Below are 22387 nucleotides of genomic sequence, written 5' to 3' on the forward strand. Positions count from 1 at the left end.
TACACTTAGCGTATTGTTGCTCGCTGGTTCGTGTAACTCAAGCGTAGATTTTCGGCTGGTCTCGCAGGCGGGTGCTTCACCGGTTCATGCCCAAGTGTGCTCAGGTGCAATTTCTGCTGGAGCAGTTCCAGAAGCAGGGCAAGGCTAGCTATACGACGCTAGGACAGCGCAAGAATCCAAGGCGCACCCAGGCCCAGCAGCAGAATGAGAAACAACCCGCCGAAGATAGAGCCCAGGCGCCAGTAATCGGCACTGGGCAGATAACCACTGCCGTAGTAGACCGGGCTCGGCCCCGTGCCATAGGGTGTGATGATGCCCATCAGCCCCAGCGACGTGCCCAGCAGCAGCGCGAAGGCTTGCAGATCGATGCCGCTCACCCCCATCCCGGCCGCCAGCATCACCGGCAGCAGCGCGGTGGTGTGGGCGGTGGAGCTGGCAAACAGGTAATGGGCCAGATAAAACACCACCACCAGCAGCATCATGGCAACGTTTGGAGAAAATCCATTCAGGTGGGCCGCGACGAATTGACCAAACCACGGCACAAAGCCCACCCGTGTCAGCCCGTCGGCCAGGGCCACCAGGGTGGCGAACCAGGCGAAGGTGTTCCAGGCGGCCTTGTTGCCCAGTGCGTCATCCCAAGTAATGACCTGGGTCAGAAGCATCAACACGATGACCAGGATGCCCACCAGGGCCGGGTCAAGCCAATCCCCCGCGAATATCCACAGTCCGAGCGCACTCACCACCAACGCCAACAGGATCTTTTCGCGGCGAGACAGTGGGCCCAGATCTATCAGTTCGCGGGCCGCCCAGGTCGGCACTTCTTCGTTGCTCTTGATCTGTGGCGGATACAGCCAGTACGCCAGCAAGGGCAGCACTGCCAGTAACAGCAGGCCGACCGGTGCGGCGGCGATAAACCACTGGCCCCAGGAAATATGCACGCCGGCGATTTTTTCGATCAGGGCCGAGGCCAGCAGGTTGGGCGCCAATGCGGTCATGAACAGCGAGCTGGTGACACAGGTGGAGGCGATGGCAACCCACATCAGATAGGAACCGATGCGCCGGGCGCTGGGGTCGTTCGGCTTGGAGTCGTAGAGTCCGGGCAGGTTACGAATCACCGGGTAGATGGTCCCGCCACTACGAGCGGTGTTGGACGGGGTAAAGGGCGCCAGCACCAGGTCCGCGAGCATGACGGCATAGCCCAGGGTCAGGGTCTTGCGGCCCATGCGCTTGACCAGCAGCAACGCGATCCGCCGCCCCAGCCCGGTCTTCTCATAGCCCAGGGCAAACATGAAGGCGCTGAAGATCAACCAGACCGTGTTGTTCGCGAAACCCGACAGGCCCCATTTCAAGGCCTCCGCGGGCACCTTGAAACCTGGGCTGGCCAGTTGTTCCGGGCTGAACAGCACCCAGGGGGCCAGCACCGCCGCGACCGCGACCCCGATCAGGCCAATCACGGCGCCCGGCAGCGGTTCGAAGATCAGGCCGACGACCACCCCGGCGAACAGGGCGAAAAAATACCAGGCATGGGGGGCCAACCCGGCCGGTGCCGGCAGGAGGGCGAGCACCAGGGCAACACAAGGTGGCAGCAGAAATGTCCAGAGATTACGCACGATCGAGTTCCTAATAATACCGGGGCTGAATGCGAGTGAAGGGTGATTGCAGGTCATCAACCCACGGCAATGACTTGAGCGGCGTATTCGTTGCGAAATTGCTTCAGGGAGCTGAGCACCACCGTTGCCGCGCCATCGATCAGGCCACAGCGGCCGCTGCCCGGAAGCAGATGGCAGAGACTCTCCAGTGCCTTCAGGTCATCGGGCAGGCCCATACCGGTATCGATTCGCCGCAGCAACCGCGAGAGTTGATAGGTCCCGGCTTTACACGGCGGGCACTGGCCGCAGGAGCCCGCCGCAAAGAAGTCGACGTACTCCGCCACCTTGCGCACGATGCTGGTGCCCTCCGAAATCACGATCATGGCCCCGGTCCCCAGGCTTGAACCCCGGGCCTTGAGCGTATCGAAGTCCAGGGGTACATCCAGGTCCTCCGCGCCCAGCAGGGTATTGGAAGGACCGCCGGTGAATACCGCCTTGAAGGCGCGTTCGCACAACATGCCACCACCGTGCTGGAAAATCAGCGTGCGCAACGAGGTGCCCATCGGTAGCTCGTACAGGCCTGGCCTGAGTACGTCCCCGGAGAGCGAGTAGAGCTTGGTCCCGCAGGCGTCACCCAGGCCCAGGTCTCGGTACCAGGCGGCGCCATGGCGCAGGATGTGGGCAACATGGGCCAGGGTTTCGATGTTGTTGATCAGCGTCGGTTGGCCATGCACGCCACTTTGCGCGGGGTAGGGCGGTTTCTGCCGGGGGAAGGGGAAACCCCCTTCGACACTGGCGATCACCGCGGTTTCTTCGCCGCCGATATACAGGCCCGAGCTTTCCACCACCGCAAGGTCGATCGGGCGATTCTGCTGCCGGGCGACTTCGGCCAGGAGGGCGCAGCCCCGCCATTGCTCGACGGCCTGACGCACAACGGCCACTGCGCTGTGCTGGTGCGGGTTGACGTAGAGGTAAACGTGATTGGCCCCTGTGGCCAGCGCGGCAATCAATGCGCCCTCGATCACCTGATGCGGCGACTTTTCCAGTAGCTCGCGATCCTTGAAGGTGCCTGGCTCATCCTCGTTACCGTTGCACAGGACATACTTTTCCAGCTCCGCGGGCTGCTCCGCCACGGCGGCCCACTTGCGATGGGTGGGGAAACCGGCGCCACCCAGGCCGCGCAGGTCTGCCTCGGCCAGGGTCGGGAGGATGCCGCTCGGATGGCTGAGTGCGGCGCGCAAGCCTTCACCGCCGCCCTGGGCGAACCAGGCATCGAGGTCGGCGCCCACTTGTACGGCGGGGGCGAGTAATACGAGTTGAGTCTTCATCTCAGGCATCTCAGTAAGGCAGCGAGTCGGCGTGAGTGGTCGGCAGTGCACCCTTGGCCCGGTGGGGCACGGCACTGTGCCGGCGCAGGTCGAAGTTGCCGTACCCGGGGAACAGCTCGGGGCCGTAGACGTCCAGCGGCAAGCCGGCGGCGATCAACTGGCGTTGCCAGTCGTACACATGGGACAGGCCGACCTTCGGCGCGGGCGTGGGGTCGGCGGTGTGGGCCGCGTGCTCTCCAGCCCGGCGTCCGAAGGTGATGATCTCTGCCAGGGCGTTGCCCATCATGCGATTGCGGCCATGGATGCCGCCGCTGATTTCGCCGACGCAGTACAGCCCGTGTACCGAGGTCTCGCCGTTCTCGTTGATGGCCACGCCACCGTTTTGATAATGCAGGGTCGGCCGGACGATCAGCGGTTCCACGGCCGGATCGATACCGCACTGGGCCGCGACATGTCCCAGGCTCACCAGGCGTTCCTTGAGAATCCCCGGATGGCGGCGCTCCAGCCCGGGGGTATCGAGCAAGACGCCCAGTTGCCCGTCACGCTCGACGCCACGGCCTTCGGCGCATTCCTTGAGGATCGCGGCGGACACCACATCGCGGGTTTGCAGTTCGGGGATGAAACGCTGCCCCAGGCCGTTCACCAGATAGGCGCCGGCCGAGCGCGCGGCTTCGGAAACCAGCCCGCCGACACGATGCGACGGCCAGGCCAATCCGGTGGGGTGATACTGGAAGGAATCGATTTCGCGCAGGCGAGCGCCAAGACGATAGGCCAGGATCAAGCCGTCGGCGGTGGCGCCATAATGGTTGGAAGTGGGAAAGCCATTGAGGTGCAGGCGCCCGGCGCCGCCCGTGGCGAGTATCACGCGGCTGGCGCGCACGAGGATGAAGCTGTGTCGTTCCAGGTTGTAGAGTACGCCGCCCACGCAGGTGCCGCTTTCATCGGAGAGCAGCTCGACCAGAGGGCAGCGGTTCCACACGCTCACCCGCTCTTCCAGCTCCACCGCCTCGCGCAGCACCCGCATCATCTCCAGACCCGTGTAGTCCTTGAACGAGAGGATGCGCGCACGGCTGGCACCGCCGGGCTTCTTGCGCAGCAGCTTGCCACCGATCAGGCCGCCCTCGGCGAGATCGAAGTGCATGCCGCGCTCGATCAGCCAGCGGATAGTCTCCGGCCCCGACTGGGCGAGGCGCGCCGCCAGCGTTCGATCGGCACAGAGGTGGCCGGCGCGCAGGGTGTCTTCAAAGTGAATCTGGGGGCTGTCGTCCTCGCCGACGGCCGCCTGTATACCGCCCTCGGCCATCACCGTATTGCTGTCGCCCAGGCGCAGCTTGGTCGCGAGGATGACATGGGCACCGTGCTCCACGGCGGTCAGCGCCGCCGCGCAACCGGCACCGCCGCCGCCGATAATCAGCACGCCGGTATTGACCACCGGGGCACCGGCCAGGGCCGCGTCATCAATTTGCGCGTTGCTGTGCAGGCGCTCCGTCAGTTCGCGTGGGCAATGGTCCCCGCGATTCACGCCCACCCGCAGCGGCGTATTGGCCCCCACCCGATAGTCCGGGTGGAAGGCGTGCAGCAGTGCCTGTTTATCGAAAGCTTCAGAGGCGGGCTCGCAAGCGCTGGCGCGCAGTTGGGCCAGGGCTTGCGGATAAGGAATACCGGGCATGTCGTGTTCCTTATTCCAGCGTTACGTTGGGGTCGACGTTCATCACGCCGCGGTTGATCTGGCTCAGGCGCTGCATCAGGTCCGCCGGTCGGAAGCCGACGGACGCTGACATCCGGCGTATGTAGAGGCCCAGATGGTTCGGCGAAATATGCTCGGGGCAGGCGATGGTGCACAGGTTGCACATGATGCATTCGTCGAATACCTGGCTCGCTGACAGATCTCCGACGGCGGCCAGGTTGACGCCTTTCTGCACTTCCAGGCCCTTGGGGCAGGCGCGGTCGCAACCGCCGCAGTGCCGGCAATGGCTGGCTTCGGGAAAGGTGGCGGCAATGCGCTCCGAGATGTTCCAGGTGTCATCCCAGTCATGGAGGTTGTAGGTGTGGTGCCGGTTCATGGGCAGATGGTCGAGGAAGCTGATCTGCAAACCCTGCTCGACCCGTGTTTCGCAGGCCAGGGCGGTGCTGACCTCCCGTTCGCCGGCGCGCCGGATCAGCACCCGGCACGAGCCACAGACGCCTTGGCCCATGCAGCCGACCGCGTCGATAAGCGGTTGTCCCGAGTCGATAACGGCTTCCAGGATCGAACGCAGGGCGCTGGTTTCGATCAGTTCTCCATTGATGGTGACCTGAACCGGGGATGTTGGCATAAAAACTCCTGAACGCCCCGCAAACGGCAAGGGCTCAAGGGCAGCCTAGAGCATCACGGCCAGAGGGGAACTGATACGGCTCAATAAAACCGAACACGCTCCTGTCGAGTTTGTCGTTTGCAGATGCTTAAGCCGCCCAAGTGCCCACCGAGACATCTGGAGCAGGGCTGTCATACACTGGATGTCCCTTACGTTGAGGTCGATTCATGAGACGGGTGCTCGGCTGCTGCCTGCTGTCTTTCCTTGCTTTCTCGGCTACCGCAGCGGATCTGCGCATGCTGACCGATAACCATCCACCCTTGCATTTTCAGCGCGGCGATGAGTTGGTGGGGTTTGGCGTTGACGTGGTGCACGCTCTCGCAGAGATAACCGGCGATCATGTGCATATTGAACAGGCGCCCTTGCTTAGGGCCTTGCAAGTCGCTGGCTCGGGCTCGGACACGGCAGTTTTTACCGTACTGCGTACTGCCGAACGCGTGTCGCACTACCAATGGGTAGGCCCATTGCTGGACGTCGAAACGGCACTTTATGCGGGATCTGGAAAAGCACCGCCGTTGCATAGCCTGCAAGACGCCAGTGCCGTCGGCCGAATCGCACTGCCGCGTAAATGGCTGGCTTACGATTACCTGAAAAAACAGGGGATGAGTAATTTGTACGGCGTGGAAACCCCCGAGCAGATGATGCGATTGCTACGCCTGGGGCGAACAGATCTGATCGTCGCGGATACGCTCACCATCGCCACGCTGGCTCATGAGGCCGGGCTCAAACCTGACGAACTGCACTACCAATGGCCACTGATGACGCAGGGCGCCTATATCGCCTTTTCCCCACAGACGGACGCCCACCTGGTTGCGCGCTGGCAGAACGCGTTCGACGAGATGAACCGTGATGGGCGCCTGCAACAGCTGAAGCAGCGTTGGTTGCTTGATCGCGTAACAAAGTGAGCCCGGTACTTGGACGGGGTCTTAGTCGCGTTTCCGGCTTTACCCGCGACGCCACTGAGAGTGTCGCTTGCATACGACTTGGATCGAACGGGCCATGTGGACTGGCGACGGGCCTGACCGTCTCGAGTACAACCAGGAGGTTGAGATCGAAACGCGTCAGATCGCCATTCATAAACAAACCACCGACCCGCTAGATCGGGCTCTTGGTGGCATACAATTTTTTGGCTTCGGCAAAACACTTTTCGGCGATGGCCGAGCATGGTTCGGTTTTACGCATCACCAGGCCCAGAGGCGCAAGGACGCTGGCATCCGGCAGGTTGATAAAGGCCAGGTTCTCGATCGGATTATCCAGGCCACTGTCCAGCGGCATGATTGAACAGCAAAAACCTTCGTGGATCGCCTGGAACAACTGATACGTCGAATCGCTTTCGAGTATTGGCTGTGGGTCGAGGCCGCGGCTGCGGAAACTCAGGTCAATGGATTTTCGATAGTGCATGCCATTGCTGATCATCCCCAGGGGCAGCTCGGCGGCGTCTTCCCAACTCATTTCCGTGCCTTCGAAATGGAAATGGCGCGTGTCGTAAAGCAGGCCGACGCGGGTCTCGCCCAGTTCGAAAAACTCCAGGTAATTGGGGTTTACGTGGTCGAGATAACACACGCCCAGGTCCAGTTGATTAGTGCCCAGCGCTTCGATGATCTGGTCCGAACTCATGGAGGACAAACTGAACTTGAGCTCCGGGAAGGTCTGGGACAGACCCTGGATGTAGCTGATCGGGCTGAAGCCGCTGAGCGGCACCAGGCCCAGGCGCAGGTTGCCGACCAGCTGACCGCGACAGGCGGCGGCTTCGGCGAACAACCCGTCATGGGCGGCGAGCAAGGTTTTGGCCCAGGCCAGCACGCGTTCACCGGCCTGGGTGAACCCTTCGAAGCGCTGGCCCCGGGTGACCAGTTCCAGGCCCAGTTCATCCTCAAGATTGCGCAAACGCATGGACAGCGTCGGCTGGGTAATGTGGCAGCGCGCGGCAGCCTGCCCGAAGTGTCGAGTCTGCTCCAGCGCGATCAGGAATTTGAGTTGCTTGATGTCCACGATGGCACCTGCTGAGGAGTAAATAAGAGGTCAGTATTGAGGCCGCTGTGCAGAACGCAGGGATGGTTTCGGTAATCCTGGTCCGGCCCTTTGAAACAATGCCGTGGGCGTTATCCGATGGACGCCGATGGCCAGCCTGTGGGGTGCGCAGACAATCTCACTGTCCTGTCCGTGTGTCCAATCACAAGCATTGAATGGCTGATCGATTGACTCAATCAGCGGCGAAATGCCCCGGGAAAAATCATTGATAGAGGCACTCGATAACCCGGTCAGCCGTAACGATTAGACAGTCATTGTTTTAGCGCCTTAGCCTCTGGCAATTGTTTTGATGATGGCCTGCCGGAGAATGACATGAACGTGAAATCGGATGCATTGTTTGTACCCTTGAATATTGCCGTATTGACCGTCAGCGATACGCGGGAATATGCCAATGATACCTCCGGGCAATTGCTGGTCAGTCGATTGCTGGAAGCAGGGCACAGCCTGAGTGAGCGCAACCTGCTCAAAGATGATCTGTATAAGATCCGCGCCCAGGTCGCTACCTGGATTGCCGATGAGCAGATTCAGGTGGTGTTGATTACCGGGGGCACCGGCTTCACGGGCCGCGACAGCACGCCCGAGGCCGTGAGCTGTTTGCTGGATAAGCAAATCGATGGTTTCGGTGAGTTGTTCCGGGCGATTTCCATTCTCGATATCGGCACGTCCACGGTACAGAGTCGCGCCTTGGCCGGGCTGGCGAACGGTACGCTGGTGTGTTGCCTGCCGGGCTCGACCGGTGCCTGCCGGACCGCCTGGGAAGGCATCCTCGCCGAGCAACTGGATGCGCGCCACAGGCCGTGCAATTTCGTGCCACACCTCAAGTCGGTGCCCCTCTGCGGGACGCGGGGATGAGCCAGTCACCTCTGATACCGGTGGAGGAGGCCATTGCCTCGCTGCTGGCCATGGCCCAGGAGCAACGTCTGCAAGAAAGCGAGCCGGTTGCATTGAGTGAAGCCCGGCAACGGGTGCTGGCCAATGATCTGGTGGCGACACTGGACCTGCCTCCCTGGCCGAACAGTGCCATGGACGGTTACGCCTTGAATATCGACGACTGGAACGGCCAGCCGCTAGCCGTGTCGCAGCGTATTTTTGCCGGCCAGGCGCCGCAGGCATTGCTCGCGGGTACCTGCGCTCGAATCTTCACCGGAGCGCCGGTACCCGAGGGGGCCAACTGCGTCGAGATGCAGGAGAACGTCGAGCTGATGGAGGACGGTCGCGTCCGTTTCAAACAGCCGCTGAGCGTTGGCCAGAATATTCGTCCGCAAGGCCAGGAGAACCGTGCCGGGCAGGTGTTGCTGCAGGCCGGCAAACGACTCGGGCCGTTCGAGCTGGCCATCGCGGCGGCGCAGGGTTGCACCCATGTGCCGGTGGTACGGCGTCCACGGGTCGCGCTGCTGTCCACGGGCGACGAACTGGCCGAGCCGGGAACGCCGCTGGAACCCGGCTGTATCTATAACAGCAATCGCACATTGCTCAGCCACTGGTTGAGCGCCTTGGGCTGTGAGGTCATCGATGGCGGCATTCTTCCCGACCAGCCGCGGCACACGCGGCTCAAGCTCGAGCAACTGCAACAGGCCGCGGACTTGATCCTGACCACCGGTGGTGTGTCTGCCGGTGATGCCGATTGCCTCGGCGAGGTGCTGCGCCAGTGCGGCAAGCCGTTATTCTGGAAACTCTCGATCAAGCCGGGTAAACCCCTGACCGTGGGGTACTTTGGCACCGTGCCGGTCATCGGTCTGCCAGGCAATCCGACGTCGGCGCTGGTGACATTCGGGCTACTGGCCCGGGCTTACCTGTTACGCATCCAGGGTGTCGAAGACGTCACGCCCTTGAGCTTCCCGGTTAACGTCGGTTTTGACTGGCCGAAAGCAGGAAACCGTCGGGAATACCTGCGGGCCAAACTGGTGGAGGGGCGGGCGGTGCTGTATCCGAACCAGAGTTCAGGTGTGTTGCTGGGCGCCTCCTGGGCCGACGGGCTGGTCGAAATCCACGAGGGTTGTACGCTACAGGTCGGTGATACGGCACGGTTTATTCCCTTCTGCGGCTTGTTCTGATGCACTGCATTCCCCCCAACCGGGTTGGGGGGATTTCATGCATCCCAGCGATTCGCCGCCAGCCGATCGCTCTCTCTTCCCTCTACCCAGCGCTCACCGGACGGGGTGTGTTCACGCTTCCAGAAAGGCGCGCGGGTTTTCAGGTAGTCCATTAGAAACGCGCAGGCATCGAAGGCCGCGTGGCGATGTTCGCTGGCAACGCCGACAAAGACAATGGGCTCGCCGACCTTCAACAGCCCCACGCGGTGGACGAGGGTCACCCGTTGCAGCGGCCAGCGTTCATGGGCCTGATCGACGATCAGTTGCAATGAGCGCTCGGTCATTCCCGGATAATGCTCAAGGTACAAGTGGCTGACCTTATCCCCTTGATTACGATCACGCACATAGCCCACGAAGGTGGCCACGGCACCGATGCCAGGGTCTTCGGCGTGCAAGCCGTGGGTCAGTTCACCCAGATCAAACAATTCGGTCTGAACCTGAACAGCCATCACTCAACCCCCGGTCACTTGGGGGAAGAAAGCGATCTCATCGAAGTCTTCTATCGGCGCCGCGGGCGTACACAATTCCTGGTTCAGCGCGCACATGAGGCTGGTTTCGCCGAGCACTTCCCGCCAAATCGCGCCTCTGGCGCCCAGTCGCTCCCTGACGTCGTCAATGGTTTTCAAGGACCCGTCCAGCGCGATTTTTTCGCCTTCGATGCCGAGTTGTTCCCGATAGCGGGCAAAGTAGTTGATCAGGATCATTGGACGTCACCGGCGACAAAGGTACCCGATTTTCCGCCCTGTTTTCTGAGCAACTGGACACGTTCAATGACCATTCCCCGGTCGACGGCTTTGCACATGTCATAGATCGTCAGCGCCGCCACACTGGCCGCCGTCAGGGCTTCCAGTTCGACGCCGGTTCTGCCGTTGAGCCGGCAGGTGCTGACGATTTTTACGCTGTCGGGCTCCTCGGCGCTCAGCTCGACGTGAATCGAACTCAGCATCAATGGGTGGCATAACGGGATCAGTTCATGGGTTTTCTTCGCCGCCATGATCCCGGCGATTCGGGCGATTGCAAACACATCACCCTTGGGATGGCCATTTTGCTGGATCAGCTTCAAGGTGGACGGCAACATGCGTACCCAGGCTTGTGCCTGTGCCTCACGGTTGCTCGGGTCTTTATCCGTGACGTCGACCATGCTGGCCCTGCCTTCGGCGTCCAGGTGCGTCAACGTGTGTTCGAATGCGTTCATGGTGGTCCTCGGATCAGTTCAGTACAAAATCGATGGGTTGGAGTACGGGAGGGAGCTCCGTGGCGCCGGTGGCACCCAGTACTTCACGTTCAATGTTGCGCACGATGGCATTGGTCGGCAGGTCGTTTTCGTCGTGGCCAAAGGGGTCCTCCAGTTCGTCGCCAATCGCGTCCAGTCCGAAAAACGTGTAACTCACGATCGCGGTGAAAACGGGTGTCAGCCAACCCAGTGGCTCGGCCATTGCGAAGGGCAACAAGATGCAGAACATGTAACTTGTTCGGTGCAGCAGGAGTGTGTAGGGGAAGGGCAGCGGCGTGCTTTTGATCCGCTCGCAAATCGTCTGTGTCGTGGTCAGGCTGCTCAAATGTCCGGCCATCAACATATAGCGCCATTCGCTGATGCCCCCTGATTCGACGAGTGTCGAGCATTGTTGGCTGACTCGACACAGAACACTTTCCGGGATATTGAGTGCGTTGAAAGAGGGCAATCTGTCCAGCCAGGGCTCGGCCACGCCCAGTTCGTCTTCCTGGCGAAGCCTGGCGTTGAGCGCATGGGCGAATCCACAGAGGTTGCGCAGGATCTCGCTGCGCTGGCGGGTGTCCTTGATGACTTGAGTTTCCCGAATCATCCCCCGTATATCCATCACCATCGCCCCGAGCGCCTTGCGCCCTTCGTACCAGCGGTCGTAACAGGCGTTGTTGCGAAAACTCATGAAGATCGACAGTGACAAGCCCAGCAGTGTGAAGGGCGTGGCGTTGACCTTCGAGAAGTACGCGGGGTGGAGGGTTTCGACCAGCACAATCGCCGAAGCCAGCAGTGCCACCAGAAGGCTTCGCAGCGCAATCCGCTTGGCCACAGAACCCTTGAGTGAAATCAATACATTGATCAGGTTGGGTTTGGCTCTGACGATCATGGAAAACAACCTTATGAAAAATAATGAAACCGGGCAGGCTATCCGCCGGTCATGTTCATGAAGCGCACCACTTGCACCTCGTCATTGAGTTCGAAGTTGTGTCGGTACGGCTTGATTTTCATCGCTTCGGTAATCGCCTGCTCCAGCCGCTGCGGTTCGCCTGGGTGGCGGCGCAGTACGTCCTTCAAGTCGACCGAATGCTCATTGCCCAGGCATAGCAGGAGGCGGCCCTCGACGGTCAGTCGAACGCGATTGCAGGTCCCGCAGAAGTTATGGCTGTGGGGTGAGATGAATCCCAGGCGAATGTGCGGCGCTTCTGCCAGGCGCCAATAGCGCGAAGGGCCCTGGGTCGATTCCGCGGAGTCGATGAGGGTGTAGCGTTCGGCAATCCGTTCACGTACTTGCATACTGGAATAGAACGCTTCGGCACGGCTGTGCTCGCTGATGACACCCAGCGGCATTTCTTCGATGAAGGAAATGTCCAACCCGCGTTCAATCGCGAATGCCACGAGATCGTTGATCTCGTGATCGTTGCGGCCTTTCATGACGACGCAATTGAGTTTGGTGTGTTGAAAGCCGGCGGCATTGGCCGCGTCGATGCCCGCGATGACCTTGGCCAGATCACCGGTGCGCGTCAGTTCGCGGAAGCGATCGGGGTCAAGGCTGTCGAGGCTGATATTCAGGCGCTTGAGCCCCGCCTCGAACAGCGGTGCCGCCAACGTGCCGAGCTGCGAACCATTGGTGGTCATGCATAACTCGCGTAGACCCGGCAGCGCCGCAATGCGCTTGCACAGGTCGACCACGCCTGGGCGAATCAACGGCTCGCCACCGGTCAGGCGGATCTTTCGAGTGCCCAGGGCCACAAAGCTCAGTGCCATTTGATAGAGCTCTTCCAGCGTCAGAATGCGTTGGCGCGGCAAGAACTCCATGTCTTCGGCCATGCAATAAACACAACGGAAGTCGCACCGATCGGTAACCGACATTCTGAGATAGTCGACCGGGCGGGAGAAACGGTCCATCAATATACGATCGGTCATCACAGCCTCCAGCAGTGGGCAGGTTCACTGTTATATGAGGGCCTTGTTGAGTGGAGGCTAAAGTTGTTTTTAGTTCTCGTCTAATCACTATTAATAACCGGCTGATCGACCCAATCTATGGGGCGAAAATGTGCCTTGTTTAAGGGCGTGTTAAATTTTCAATGTGTTGATTTTTAAGGTTTTTTATCTTGATAGATTGTTTCGATGGGGCGGTCATTAAGAGTGATTAGACAGGTGTGGCACACACCGAATAGGCTGGATTCGTCATCCTGAATTGGGCCCATTCGTTGGCCCTGCGTGAATAAATCCGTTGTGGGCGTTAACTACGTGCGCATGGATGTGCGCATAAAAACAGCCGTTAACAATGACTTTAAGTCAGGCCGCTGCCTGCGTGCAAAGTCTTGGAGAAATACCATGAGCGAAGTTGAACGTTATAAACCGTACAAGGGAGCCGCCGCGGGTTGGGGGGCGCTGATTGCGGTCACCAGGAACTGGCTGGGCAGTGAAAACGCGTTCAAGAATATTCGAGCGATGCTCAAGACCAACCAGAATGGCGGCTTCGATTGCCCGGGTTGTGCCTGGGGCGAGTCGCCGGAAAACGGCATGGTCAAGTTTTGCGAGAACGGCGCCAAAGCAGTTAACTGGGAAGCCACCGGGCGGCTGGTCAACCCGGCGTTTTTCAACAAATACAGCGTGTCGTCGCTTGCGGCGCAAAGTGACTATTGGCTTGAATACCAAGGGCGCCTGACTCATCCGATGCGCTATGACGCTGTGGCTGATCGTTATGTCGAAACCAGTTGGGACGATGCCTTTGCCCTGATCGCCAAACACCTGAACGCACTGACTTCGCCCGACCAGGCCGAGTTCTACACCTCGGGCCGGGCCAGCAACGAGGCTGCTTATCTTTATCAGCTGTTCGTTCGCACCTACGGTACCAATAACTTCCCCGACTGCTCGAACATGTGCCACGAAGCGAGTGGCCTGGGCATGGACGACAGCGTTGGCGTCGGCAAAGGCACGGTGACGTTCGATGACCTGGAAGAAGCCGACGCGATTTTCGTCATCGGCCAGAACCCTGGCACCAACCACCCGAGGATGCTTGAGCCACTGCGCGAAGCGGTGAAGCGGGGCGCACAGGTGATCTGTTTCAACCCGCTGAAAGAGCGTGGCCTGGAGCGCTTTCAGCACCCGCAGCATCCGCTGGAAATGCTCACCAATGGCTCCGAGCCGACCTCGTCCGCCTACTTTCGTCCTGCACTGGGCGGCGACATGGCCGCGTTCCGTGGCATCGCCAAGTTTCTCTTGCAGTGGGAGCGTGAAGCGCTGCTGAACCATGGCGAGGCAGTGTTCGACCGTGCGTTTATCGCCGAGCACACCTCGGGCCTGGACGCTTATCTGGCGGAGCTTGATGCCACGTCGTGGGAGCACATCGTTGAACAGTCCGGCCTCACGCTGGAAGATATCGAACTCGCCGCGCGCATGTACCGTCGTGCCAAGCGGGTCATCATGTGTTGGGCGATGGGCGTGACCCAGCACACTCACTCGGTCGTGACCGTGCAGGAAATCATCAACGTGCAGTTGTTGCGCGGCAATATCGGCCGGCCGGGGGCAGGGCTGTCACCGGTGCGCGGGCATAGCAACGTGCAGGGCGACCGCACCATGGGCATCAACGAACTGGCCCCGCCGGAGTTGATTAACGCACTGGAAGCACGCTTTGACTTCAAGGTTCCGCGTCGCCACGGCCACAACACGGTGATGGCGATTGCGGCGATGGAGGAGGGGCGTTCGAAAGTGTTCATCGGCCTGGGCGGCAACTTCGCCCAAGCGACGCCCGACAGCCCGCGCACCCACGACGCCCTGCGCAACTGCGACCTGACCGTCCATATCGCCACCAAGCTCAATCGCAGCCATTTGGTCACCGGTCGTGAGGCCCTGATTTTGCCGTGCCTGGGGCGTACCGACATCGATATGCAGGCGCAAGGGCCACAAGGTGTGACGGTGGAAGACACCTTCAGCATGGTGCACATTTCCCACGGCCAACTGAAACCCAAATCGCCGTTGATGCGTTCGGAGCCGGCGATCATTGCCGGGATCGCCAATGCGACACTGGGCAAACACCCGATCGACTGGCTGTGGGCGGTTGCCGATTACAGTCGCATCCGTGACCTGATTGCCGACACCATTCCCGGCTTCAAGGACTTCAATAATAAACTGCTGCACCCCGGCGGCTTTCACCTGGGCAACAACGCCGCCCAGCGCATCTGGAAAACCACCACCGGCAAAGCGCAATTTGCCCCGAGCGTGTTGCCGGCACACCTGGTCAGCGAAGGTGTGCGCAACCTGGCCGTGAAACCGGACCTGATCCTGCAAACCATGCGCTCCCACGATCAGTACAACACCACGTTGTACGGGCTTGATGACCGTTATCGCGGCGTCTACGGCATGCGCGACGTGGTGTTCGTCAATGAGCAGGACATTCGCAAACTTGGTTACGAGCCGGGGCAAAAGGTCGACATGATCTCGCTCTGGGGCGATGGGCGTGAGCGCAGAGTCAGCGGTTTTACCTTGATCGCCTACGACATTCCACCGGGCCAGGCCGCAGCCTATTACCCGGAAACCAACCCACTGGTGCCGCTGGAAAGCTACGGCGACCGCACCTTTACGCCGACCTCGAAGTTCATCGCGATTCGCCTTGAGCCAGCAGCGGTCAGCAACCTGATCCAGTCCTTTGGCGCTTGAACCGGGCCGGGGCGGCGTGAGCGTCGCCCCGATTTTTCCTGATCATCGGGCATCAGTTCGCTGCGAGTCGCGAAACACTCTGAGGGTATCGTCATGTTAAATCCGGGGGCGTTGGACCTGGCGCGCATTCAATTCGCGTTTACGGTCTCGTTTCACATCATATTTCCCGCCATCACCATTGGGCTGGCCAGTTTCCTGGCGGTGCTCGAAGGCCTGTGGCTGAGAAGCAACAACGCGGTGTACAAGGACCTGTATCACTTCTGGTCAAAGATTTTTGCCGTCAACTTCGGCATGGGCGTGGTCTCCGGGTTGGTCATGGCCTACGAGTTCGGTACCAACTGGAGCCGTTTCTCCGACTTCGCAGGGAGTATCACCGGGCCGTTGCTCACGTATGAGGTGTTGACGGCATTTTTCCTTGAAGCAGGCTTTCTCGGGGTCATGTTGTTCGGCTGGAACCGGGTAGGACGAGGGCTGCATTTCTTTGCCACGGTGATGGTCGCCCTCGGTACGTTGATCTCGACTTTCTGGATCCTGGCGTCCAATAGCTGGATGCAGACGCCACAGGGCTTCTCGATCGTCGATGGGCGGATCATGCCGATGGACTGGCTGGCCATCGTCTTCAACCCGTCGTTCCCGTTTCGCCTGGCACACATGGCCATCGCCGCGTTTGTGGCCACGGCGTTCTTTGTCGGGTCATCGGCGGCCTGGCATCTGCTGCGTAAAAACGACACGCCACACATCCGCAAGATGCTCTCGATGGCGTTGTGGATGGCGTTGATCGTGGCGCCGATCCAGGCGGTGGTCGGTGACGCCCATGGTCTGAATACCCTGGAACATCAACCCGCGAAAATAGCCGCCATGGAAGGGCATTGGGAAAACGTCGGTAACGAGCCGACGCCGCTGGTGCTGTTTGGCATCCCGGACATGGCGGCCGAGAAGACCCGCTATGCCATCGAAATCCCTTACCTGGGCAGTCTGATCCTGACCCACAGCCTGGATAAACAGATCCCTGCGCTCAAGAGCTTCCCCAAGGAGGACCGTCCCAACGCGACGATCATTTTCTTCAGCTTCCGGGTCATGGCCGGGCTGGGCATGTTGATGATCCTTACGGGGGTGCTGGGTCTTGCGTTACGCCGCAATGGCGCGCTGTACCGCAATCGGATGTTCCTGCGCCTGGTGCTGTTTATGGGGCCGACCGGTCTGATCGCGATGCTGGCGGGCTGGATCACCACCGAAGTCGGTCGTCAGCCGTGGGTGGTCTACGGGCTGTTGCGCACGGCCGATGCCGCGTCCAATCACACCGTCACGCAACTGAGCATTTCGCTGGCGTTGTTTGTGTTGATCTACTTCTCGGTGTTCGCGGTGGGCATCGGTTACATGATGAAACTGGTACGCAAGGGGCCTCAGCCGCATCACGATCATCCGCCGCAAGGTGGTCCTGGCCAGGAGCGTACGCCACGCCGCCCCCTGTCCGCCGTCGCCGAGACGCTTGCGTCCAGCGATCACGTCAACTGAGCAAGGGGATTGAACATGGGTATTCAAGGCATCGATTTGTCGTTGATCTGGGGCGTCATCATTGCCTTCGGGGTGATGATGTACGTGATCATGGACGGGTTCGACCTGGGGGTGGGCATCCTGTTTCCGCTGATCCCCGATGCGCAGGAGCGCGATGTGATGATGAACACCGTCGCGCCAGTATGGGACGGCAATGAAACCTGGCTGATCCTCGGTGGGGCAGCGCTTTACGGTGCGTTTCCACTGGCTTACTCGGTGATTCTGGAGGCGTTGTACCTGCCGCTGATGTTCATGCTGGCCGGGTTGATCTTCCGCGGCGTGGCGTTTGAGTTCCGCTTCAAGGCCAGTCCTGAAAAGCGTCATATCTGGGACCTGGCCTTTATCGGCGGCTCACTGCTGGCGACGTTTTGCCAAGGCATCGTGATCGGCGCGTACATCGCAGGTATTGCGGTCGTCAATCGGCAGTTTGCCGGTGGCACCCTGGATTGGCTGGCACCGTTCCCGTTGTTCTGTGGGGTTGGTTTGATTGTCGCTTATGCGTTGCTCGGCAGTACCTGGTTGCTGGTCAAGACCGAAGGCATGCTGGAGTCACGTATGCGCCACTACACCCGGCCGCTGGCGTTTGTGCTGACGGCAGTCGTCGCGGTGCTCTGCGTATGGACGCCATGGCTGCATCCCGAGATTGCGACACGCTGGTTTACCCACGCGCACATCGTGGTGTTTGGCGGGTTGTTGGTCCTGGGTGTGCTGGCGCTGTTCGGGTTGCTGCGCGCGTTACGCCAGTATCATTCCCATTGGCCCTTTGTGTGCACCCTGGCGCTGGTGTTCCTGGGTTATATCGGATTGGCGTTCAGTATCTGGCCGAACATCGTTCCACCGTCCATCAGCCTGTGGGAGGCGGCTTCGCCCCCTACAAGCCAGTTGTTCATCTTGATCGGCACGTTGTTCATCCTGCCGATCATCTTGATGTACACCTGCTGGAGCTATTACGTGTTCCGCGGAAAAGTGAGGATAGGCGATGGCTACCATTGATAGCGAAAACACTGAAGTGTCGGCTGCACAAAACGAAGCCACCCCTTGGTATCGGCAGGTGCTTTGGCTGATCTCCATTTGGTTCGGCAGCGTGATTGCACTGGGCGTGGTGGCCGGCCTGTTCCGATTCATGATGCACATGGCCGGAATGACCAGTCACTGATTTCAGGCCGCGAGGCCCCGGCGCGATTTTTCGCGCCGGGAATTTCAGGAGGCGCTGGAACGAACCACTTGCCGGCTGGCCGGTGATGCGCTTGAAGGCACAGCTGAAGGCCGCCTATTGGCCTTGGTGCTGCTGCCTGCTTCTGTGCCGTGTCAGGCGTTGCTGTTGGTCCTCTGGGGCATGGCTTTCGGCGGCGTGCCAGTGGCGTGGTCGAACTGGGTTGCCCGGGCGGTGCCCGATCCTCGTTTCACCATCGCGCGCCATTGCTGCACGCTCGATCGCTCGTGCATCCTGGCCTGCCAGGCGGCCAATGCTTCACATTCATCAGGTATCGGCAGTTTCACCAACGAGGCGAAAATCATGCCGCCCAGCAGCGCAATATCGGCCATCGAGAATTCATTACCTGCAACAAAAGGCTGACCTTTCAGGACACTGTTGAAATAGTGCATCCCCCTGACTGCCTTGTCCCGCATCCGCTCACCCCATTCAGGGTTCTGAGACAGCTCGACGTCCGGCCCAAGCCCGGGCGTTGCGTGATGGAAATACACACTGACAGCGTCTAGAAATTCGATTTCCGCACGCTTGGTCATCATATGGATGAGGCCTTTCTCGGTGGGGGTTTTACCCGTGAGCGTAGGGGCGCCTTCCAGTGCATCAAGGTACTGGGTGATGGCGGTGCACTCGGCAATGAGCATGCCGTCGCCCAGCTCCAGGACGGGCAGTGTTCCCGAGTAATTGAGGGCCAGGAACTCGGGTTTCTTGTGCTCGCCTGCCCATAGATTGACCGGTACAAACTCGATCCGGGACAGCAGTCCTTTTTCGGCTAACGCGATACGGACACGCGCCGGGTAGGGGCCGTTGTACCAGTCGTAGATTTTCATCGTTGGGGATTCGGACACGTCGTGCGGTTGCTGGAAAGTCATGATTTATCTACCTGCCTGTCAAATGGTAGGTAGAGGTTGAGCGCTTGGTTCTGCGTTGTCAACAACTACCTGCCAGTTGGCAGGTAGCGACGTGTGCGAGTAACATCGGGCTCAATGACCCCATGAATCAAAGCATCGAGGAATGAAAACGTGAGCGAAAACGCCCGGGAAGCCATATTGGAAGCGGCCAAGGGAGCGGCTCAGATCCACGGCTACAGTGGGATCAATTTCCGAACCATCGCTGATGCAGTGGGGATCAAGAACGCGAGCATCTATTACCATTTCTCGAGCAAGGCCGACCTCGGCGCTGCCGTCGCCAGACGCTACTGGGAAGACACCGCCAGTGTTCTGGAGGCCATACGCGGGGCAAACCCTGAGCCGATCAGCTGCCTGCAGGTGTACCCGACGATCTTCCGAAGCTCACTCGAGGGCGGAAACAGGCTGTGTCTGTCCAGCTTCATGGCCGCGGAATACCAGGACCTGCCCGAGGAAGTGAAGCGTGAAGTGCTGGCGTTTGCCGACATCAATGTGGCGTGGCTGGCGAAAGTACTCTCTGATACCGGCCTCGCAGGCGTTGAAGTGTGCGAGCGGCGTGCCCGGGCCATTTACACCGCGGTTGCTGGCGCTCAATTGATTGCCCGAACGCGCGTGGATATCGGTTTATTCGACGAACTGGTTCAGAGCTACCGGGAGGCGGGGCTCATTCCGACATAACAGGCTTGGCGCGTCAGGACGGTTGGCGACCGGAGCGCCCATGGCAGAGGTGCGGAGCAGGGAAAGGGACTACAAATCCAGCCCCACTGTCAGTATAGGAATTTTCAGGCAGCCCCTAGGTCCAGTTCAGCCCAACTCAGCAACTTGAGCTTTCTGCTCTTTCGATCTGTAGTCAGTGAAGGCACAATGCGCATCCTTTTTTGACTGGCCATGTCGGAGGCCTTGAAATGATCAAGACGCCGTACTACCTCATCGACAAACAAAAGCTGCTGGTGAACCTGCAGAAGATCGCTTACGTGCGCGAACAGTCCGGGGCCAAGGCCCTGCTGGCACTCAAGTGCTTTGCCACCTGGTCGGTGTTTGACCTGATGCAGCAATACATGGACGGCACCACCTCGTCCTCGCTCTACGAGCTCAAGCTCGGTCGGCAGAAGTTCGCCGGCGAGACCCACGCCTACAGCGTGGCCTGGGCCGATGACGAAATCGAGGAGATGCTCGAAAACTGCGACAAGATCATCTTCAACTCCATCAGCCAGTTGCAGCGCTACACCGAAGCCTGCGCCGGCAAGGTCCGCGGTCTGCGGGTCAACCCGCAGGTGAGCAGCTCGGATTACCTGCTGGCCGACCCGGCGCGGCCATTCAGCCGCCTGGGCGAGTGGGACCCGGCCAAGATCGAGCAGGTCATCGAGCAGATCTCCGGCTTCATGTTCCACAACAACTGCGAAAACGGCGACTTCAACCTGTTCGACCAGATGCTGTGCACCATCGAAGAGCGCTTTGGCCATCTGTTGCACAAGGTCGAGTGGGTCAGCCTCGGCGGCGGTATCCATTTCACCGGTGAAGGCTACGCGCTGGACGCCTTTTGCGCGCGCCTCAAGGCCTTCTCGGAAAAATACGCCGTGCAGGTTTACCTGGAACCGGGCGAAGCGGCCATCACCCAGAGCGCCTCGCTGGAAGTCACCGTGCTCGACACCCTCTACAACGGCAAGCACCTGGCGGTCGTGGACAGCTCCATCGAAGCGCACATGCTCGATCTGCTGATCTATCGCCTGAATGCCAAGCTGGCCCCTAGCGCGGGCGAACACACGTTCATGGTGTGCGGCAAATCCTGCCTAGCCGGAGACATTTTCGGCGAGTATCAATTTGATCGCCCACTGACCATCGGCGATCGGCTGTCGTTTGTTGACGCAGCAGGTTACACAATGGTCAAGAAAAATTGGTTCAACGGCCTGAAAATGCCGTCCATCGTGGTGAAGCAACTCGACGGAAGTGTCGAGGTGGTTCGTGAGTTTGGTTACAACGACTACATGTCCAGCCTTTCCTAAGCTGGCAGATAAAGAGAAATAGATAATTGAAGAAGAACGTACTTATCATTGGTGCAGGAGGTGTCGCCAAGGTGGTGGCCCACAAGTGCGCGCAGCACAACGACGAACTCGGTCGTATTGCTATCGCGTCGCGCAACATCTCCAAATGCCAGGCCATCATCGACAGCGTCAAAGCCAAGGGCAGCCTCAAGGTGCCCGCCGATATCCAGGCCTTCTCGTTGAACGCCCTGGATGTCGAAGCGACGAAGGCACTGATCCGCGAAACCGAATCGCAGATCGTCATCAACGTCGGTTCGTCCTTCCTGAACATGTCGGTGCTGCGTGCCTGCATCGATACCGGCGTGGCCTATCTGGACACCGCCATTCATGAAGAGCCGGGCAAAGTCTGCGAGACGCCGCCCTGGTATGGCAACTACGAGTGGAAGCACCTCGAGGAATGCAAGCAGAAGAACATCACTGCCATTCTCGGTGTGGGCTTCGATCCGGGTGTGGTCAATGCCTATGCCGCATTGGCGCAGCAACAGTATTTTGACAGCATTGACTCGATCGACATCCTTGACGTCAATGCCGGTTCCCATGGCAAGTATTTCGCCACCAATTTCGATCCGGAAATCAATTTCCGCGAATTCACCGGGCAGGTGTGGAGCTGGCAGAACAGCCAGTGGACCAGCAACACCATGTTCGAAGTCAAGCGCACTGACGATCTGCCAGTGGTCGGGGCGCAGAACCTGTACCTGACCGGCCACGATGAAGTGCACTCGCTGTCGAAGAATCTCGGCGTGCCCAATGTGCGTTTCTGGATGAGCTTTGGCGAGCACTACATCAATGTGTTCACGGTGCTCAGGAACCTTGGCCTGCTCTCCGAGCAACCGGTCAAGACCGCCGAAGGCCTGGAAGTGGTGCCGCTGAAAGTGGTCAAGGCCGTGCTCCCTGATCCAAGCTCGCTGGCACCCGGCTATACCGGCAAGACCTGCATTGGTGACCTGGTCAAGGGCACCAAGGACGGCCAGCCGCGTGAGGTGTTTATCTACAACGTGGCGGACCACGAGCAAGCCTACGCCGAAACCGACAGCCAGGGCATTTCCTATACCGCGGGCGTGCCACCGGTGGCGGCCGCCTTGCTGGTCGCTCGCGGCGAGTGGGACGTGCAACGCATGGCCAACGTCGAGGAGCTGCCGGCTGAGCCGTTCCTCAAGGCACTGGACGTGATGGGCCTGCCGACCCGCATCAAGGACGAACACGGAGACCGCCCCTGGAACGGCAAGGCCTGAGACCTCCACGCTAGTGTGAGTCTCGTTCCCCGTTCCATGCGCAAGAACGCCGCTCTTTGAGCGGCGTTTTTATTTGTGGGTAAGCACGCTCGACAAGGCCAGCAACTTTCAGCGATGAATCCCCTCCAAGGAGCGATACTTGCATCGTGTCAGCCACCCATTTCA

21 protein-coding genes are annotated in these 22387 nt (G+C 59.9%); 10 read left to right on the forward strand and 11 right to left on the reverse strand.

Features of this window, described 5'->3' with window-relative positions; all coding sequences use genetic code 11:
* Positions 1–158 precede the first annotated feature (158 nt).
* Genes M5B42_RS24965 through M5B42_RS24980 form a run of 4 tightly spaced genes read right to left on the reverse strand, consistent with a single transcriptional unit; the run spans position 159 to position 5232 of the window.
* Complete coding sequence (locus M5B42_RS24965) at positions 159–1610, reverse strand: anion permease (protein WP_349292787.1); 1452 nt, start codon at positions 1608–1610, stop codon at positions 159–161.
* A gap of 56 nt (positions 1611–1666) precedes the next feature.
* Positions 1667–2917, reverse strand: a complete 1251-nt coding sequence (locus tag M5B42_RS24970) for an NADH-ubiquinone oxidoreductase-F iron-sulfur binding region domain-containing protein (RefSeq protein WP_248747314.1) — start codon at positions 2915–2917, stop codon at positions 1667–1669.
* 10 nt (positions 2918–2927) lie between these two features.
* Entirely contained in the window at positions 2928–4586 is a 1659-nt protein-coding gene (locus M5B42_RS24975) for an FAD-binding protein (protein WP_248747315.1), read from the reverse strand.
* Between the two features lie 10 nt (positions 4587–4596).
* The gene (locus M5B42_RS24980; RefSeq protein WP_103498897.1) at positions 4597–5232 is read right to left on the reverse strand and encodes a 4Fe-4S dicluster domain-containing protein; all 636 of its coding nucleotides are present in this window, start codon (positions 5230–5232) and stop codon (positions 4597–4599) included.
* 206 nt (positions 5233–5438) lie between these two features.
* Between M5B42_RS24980 and M5B42_RS24985 the strand changes: the two genes are divergently transcribed.
* Positions 5439–6176, forward strand: a complete 738-nt coding sequence (locus M5B42_RS24985) for a transporter substrate-binding domain-containing protein (protein ID WP_248747316.1) — start codon at positions 5439–5441, stop codon at positions 6174–6176.
* A gap of 190 nt (positions 6177–6366) precedes the next feature.
* Here M5B42_RS24985 and M5B42_RS24990 read toward each other — a convergent pair whose 3' ends face one another.
* Positions 6367–7263: a LysR family transcriptional regulator gene (locus tag M5B42_RS24990; protein ID WP_248747317.1), complete on the reverse strand. Its 897-nt coding sequence runs from the start codon at positions 7261–7263 to the stop codon at positions 6367–6369.
* 351 nt (positions 7264–7614) lie between these two features.
* Between M5B42_RS24990 and moaB the strand changes: the two genes are divergently transcribed.
* Together moaB and glp are read left to right on the forward strand one after the other, a co-directional pair.
* Complete coding sequence (gene moaB, locus M5B42_RS24995) at positions 7615–8154, forward strand: molybdenum cofactor biosynthesis protein B (RefSeq protein ID WP_100940289.1); 540 nt, start codon at positions 7615–7617, stop codon at positions 8152–8154.
* Entirely contained in the window at positions 8151–9356 is a 1206-nt protein-coding gene (gene glp, locus M5B42_RS25000) for a gephyrin-like molybdotransferase Glp (RefSeq protein ID WP_248747318.1), read from the forward strand. Before moaB ends, glp begins: the two co-directional genes overlap by 4 nt.
* A 35-nt stretch (positions 9357–9391) precedes the next feature.
* On the opposite strand, the gene moaE is transcribed toward glp, so the two are convergent.
* From moaE to moaA, 5 genes are read right to left on the reverse strand one after another with little or no spacing between them, the layout of a single operon-like run.
* On the reverse strand, positions 9392–9844 hold the full coding sequence (gene moaE, locus M5B42_RS25005; protein WP_103498906.1) for a molybdopterin synthase catalytic subunit MoaE: 453 nt from the start codon (positions 9842–9844) through the stop codon (positions 9392–9394).
* 3 nt (positions 9845–9847) lie between these two features.
* Complete coding sequence (locus M5B42_RS25010) at positions 9848–10099, reverse strand: MoaD/ThiS family protein (RefSeq protein ID WP_103498901.1); 252 nt, start codon at positions 10097–10099, stop codon at positions 9848–9850.
* A complete protein-coding gene (gene moaC / locus M5B42_RS25015; RefSeq protein WP_248747319.1) occupies positions 10096–10590 on the reverse strand; it encodes a cyclic pyranopterin monophosphate synthase MoaC in 495 nt (164 codons plus the stop codon). Before moaC ends, M5B42_RS25010 begins: the two co-directional genes overlap by 4 nt.
* A 13-nt stretch (positions 10591–10603) precedes the next feature.
* On the reverse strand, positions 10604–11503 hold the full coding sequence (locus M5B42_RS25020; protein ID WP_248747320.1) for a bestrophin family protein: 900 nt from the start codon (positions 11501–11503) through the stop codon (positions 10604–10606).
* A 38-nt stretch (positions 11504–11541) separates the two neighbouring features.
* Positions 11542–12540 carry a GTP 3',8-cyclase MoaA gene (gene moaA / locus M5B42_RS25025; RefSeq protein WP_248747321.1) on the reverse strand — a complete coding sequence of 333 codons (999 nt, stop codon included), beginning with the start codon at positions 12538–12540 and terminating at the stop codon, positions 11542–11544.
* Positions 12541–12954: 414 nt separating this feature from the next.
* On the opposite strand from moaA, the gene M5B42_RS25030 reads away from it, so the two are divergent.
* The 4 genes from M5B42_RS25030 to M5B42_RS25045 all read left to right on the forward strand — a co-directional run bounded on the left by M5B42_RS25030 (position 12955) and on the right by M5B42_RS25045 (position 17989).
* The gene (locus M5B42_RS25030) at positions 12955–15279 is read left to right on the forward strand and encodes an FdhF/YdeP family oxidoreductase (protein ID WP_248747322.1); all 2325 of its coding nucleotides are present in this window, start codon (positions 12955–12957) and stop codon (positions 15277–15279) included.
* Between the two features lie 93 nt (positions 15280–15372).
* Positions 15373–16794 (forward strand): cytochrome ubiquinol oxidase subunit I, encoded by a 1422-nt coding sequence (locus tag M5B42_RS25035; RefSeq protein WP_248747323.1) that lies wholly within the window; start codon positions 15373–15375, stop codon positions 16792–16794.
* 15 nt (positions 16795–16809) lie between these two features.
* Entirely contained in the window at positions 16810–17826 is a 1017-nt protein-coding gene (cydB, locus tag M5B42_RS25040; RefSeq protein ID WP_103498911.1) for a cytochrome d ubiquinol oxidase subunit II, read from the forward strand.
* A complete protein-coding gene (locus M5B42_RS25045) occupies positions 17813–17989 on the forward strand; it encodes a DUF2474 domain-containing protein (protein WP_248747324.1) in 177 nt (58 codons plus the stop codon). The genes cydB and M5B42_RS25045 overlap by 14 nt, the downstream gene beginning before the upstream one ends.
* A 152-nt stretch (positions 17990–18141) precedes the next feature.
* On the opposite strand, the gene M5B42_RS25050 is transcribed toward M5B42_RS25045, so the two are convergent.
* Complete coding sequence (locus M5B42_RS25050) at positions 18142–18912, reverse strand: glutathione S-transferase (RefSeq protein WP_248747325.1); 771 nt, start codon at positions 18910–18912, stop codon at positions 18142–18144.
* Between the two features lie 150 nt (positions 18913–19062).
* Between M5B42_RS25050 and M5B42_RS25055 the strand changes: the two genes are divergently transcribed.
* The 3 genes from M5B42_RS25055 to M5B42_RS25065 all read left to right on the forward strand — a co-directional run bounded on the left by M5B42_RS25055 (position 19063) and on the right by M5B42_RS25065 (position 22222).
* Entirely contained in the window at positions 19063–19626 is a 564-nt protein-coding gene (locus M5B42_RS25055; RefSeq protein ID WP_177104586.1) for a TetR/AcrR family transcriptional regulator, read from the forward strand.
* 227 nt (positions 19627–19853) lie between these two features.
* A complete protein-coding gene (gene nspC / locus M5B42_RS25060) occupies positions 19854–20951 on the forward strand; it encodes a carboxynorspermidine decarboxylase (protein ID WP_248747326.1) in 1098 nt (365 codons plus the stop codon).
* Positions 20952–20977: 26 nt separating this feature from the next.
* A complete protein-coding gene (locus M5B42_RS25065; RefSeq protein ID WP_152741949.1) occupies positions 20978–22222 on the forward strand; it encodes a saccharopine dehydrogenase family protein in 1245 nt (414 codons plus the stop codon).
* Positions 22223–22387: the final 165 nt, after the last annotated feature.

It is taken from the genome of Pseudomonas sp. MWU12-2037, assembly GCF_023242345.1.
GTDB classification, from domain to species: Bacteria; Pseudomonadota; Gammaproteobacteria; order Pseudomonadales; family Pseudomonadaceae; genus Aquipseudomonas; species Aquipseudomonas gingeri_D.

What these genes read in the sequence shown, in the direction of transcription:
- M5B42_RS24970 (WP_248747314.1), bottom strand. Translation starts at nt 2,917, where the DNA reads ATGAAGACTCAACTCGTATTACTCGCCCCCGCCGTACAAGTGGGCGCC.
- M5B42_RS24975 (WP_248747315.1), bottom strand. Translation starts at nt 4,586, where the DNA reads ATGCCCGGTATTCCTTATCCGCAAGCCCTGGCCCAACTGCGCGCCAGC.
- M5B42_RS24980 (WP_103498897.1), bottom strand. Translation starts at nt 5,232, where the DNA reads ATGCCAACATCCCCGGTTCAGGTCACCATCAATGGAGAACTGATCGAA.
- M5B42_RS24985 (WP_248747316.1), top strand. Translation starts at nt 5,439, where the DNA reads ATGAGACGGGTGCTCGGCTGCTGCCTGCTGTCTTTCCTTGCTTTCTCG.
- moaB (WP_100940289.1), top strand. Translation starts at nt 7,615, where the DNA reads ATGAACGTGAAATCGGATGCATTGTTTGTACCCTTGAATATTGCCGTA.
- glp (WP_248747318.1), top strand. Translation starts at nt 8,151, where the DNA reads ATGAGCCAGTCACCTCTGATACCGGTGGAGGAGGCCATTGCCTCGCTG.
- moaE (WP_103498906.1), bottom strand. Translation starts at nt 9,844, where the DNA reads ATGGCTGTTCAGGTTCAGACCGAATTGTTTGATCTGGGTGAACTGACC.
- M5B42_RS25010 (WP_103498901.1), bottom strand. Translation starts at nt 10,099, where the DNA reads ATGATCCTGATCAACTACTTTGCCCGCTATCGGGAACAACTCGGCATC.
- moaC (WP_248747319.1), bottom strand. Translation starts at nt 10,590, where the DNA reads ATGAACGCATTCGAACACACGTTGACGCACCTGGACGCCGAAGGCAGG.
- M5B42_RS25020 (WP_248747320.1), bottom strand. Translation starts at nt 11,503, where the DNA reads ATGATCGTCAGAGCCAAACCCAACCTGATCAATGTATTGATTTCACTC.
- moaA (WP_248747321.1), bottom strand. Translation starts at nt 12,540, where the DNA reads ATGACCGATCGTATATTGATGGACCGTTTCTCCCGCCCGGTCGACTAT.
- M5B42_RS25030 (WP_248747322.1), top strand. Translation starts at nt 12,955, where the DNA reads ATGAGCGAAGTTGAACGTTATAAACCGTACAAGGGAGCCGCCGCGGGT.
- M5B42_RS25035 (WP_248747323.1), top strand. Translation starts at nt 15,373, where the DNA reads ATGTTAAATCCGGGGGCGTTGGACCTGGCGCGCATTCAATTCGCGTTT.
- cydB (WP_103498911.1), top strand. Translation starts at nt 16,810, where the DNA reads ATGGGTATTCAAGGCATCGATTTGTCGTTGATCTGGGGCGTCATCATT.
- M5B42_RS25045 (WP_248747324.1), top strand. Translation starts at nt 17,813, where the DNA reads ATGGCTACCATTGATAGCGAAAACACTGAAGTGTCGGCTGCACAAAAC.
- M5B42_RS25050 (WP_248747325.1), bottom strand. Translation starts at nt 18,912, where the DNA reads ATGACTTTCCAGCAACCGCACGACGTGTCCGAATCCCCAACGATGAAA.
- nspC (WP_248747326.1), top strand. Translation starts at nt 19,854, where the DNA reads ATGATCAAGACGCCGTACTACCTCATCGACAAACAAAAGCTGCTGGTG.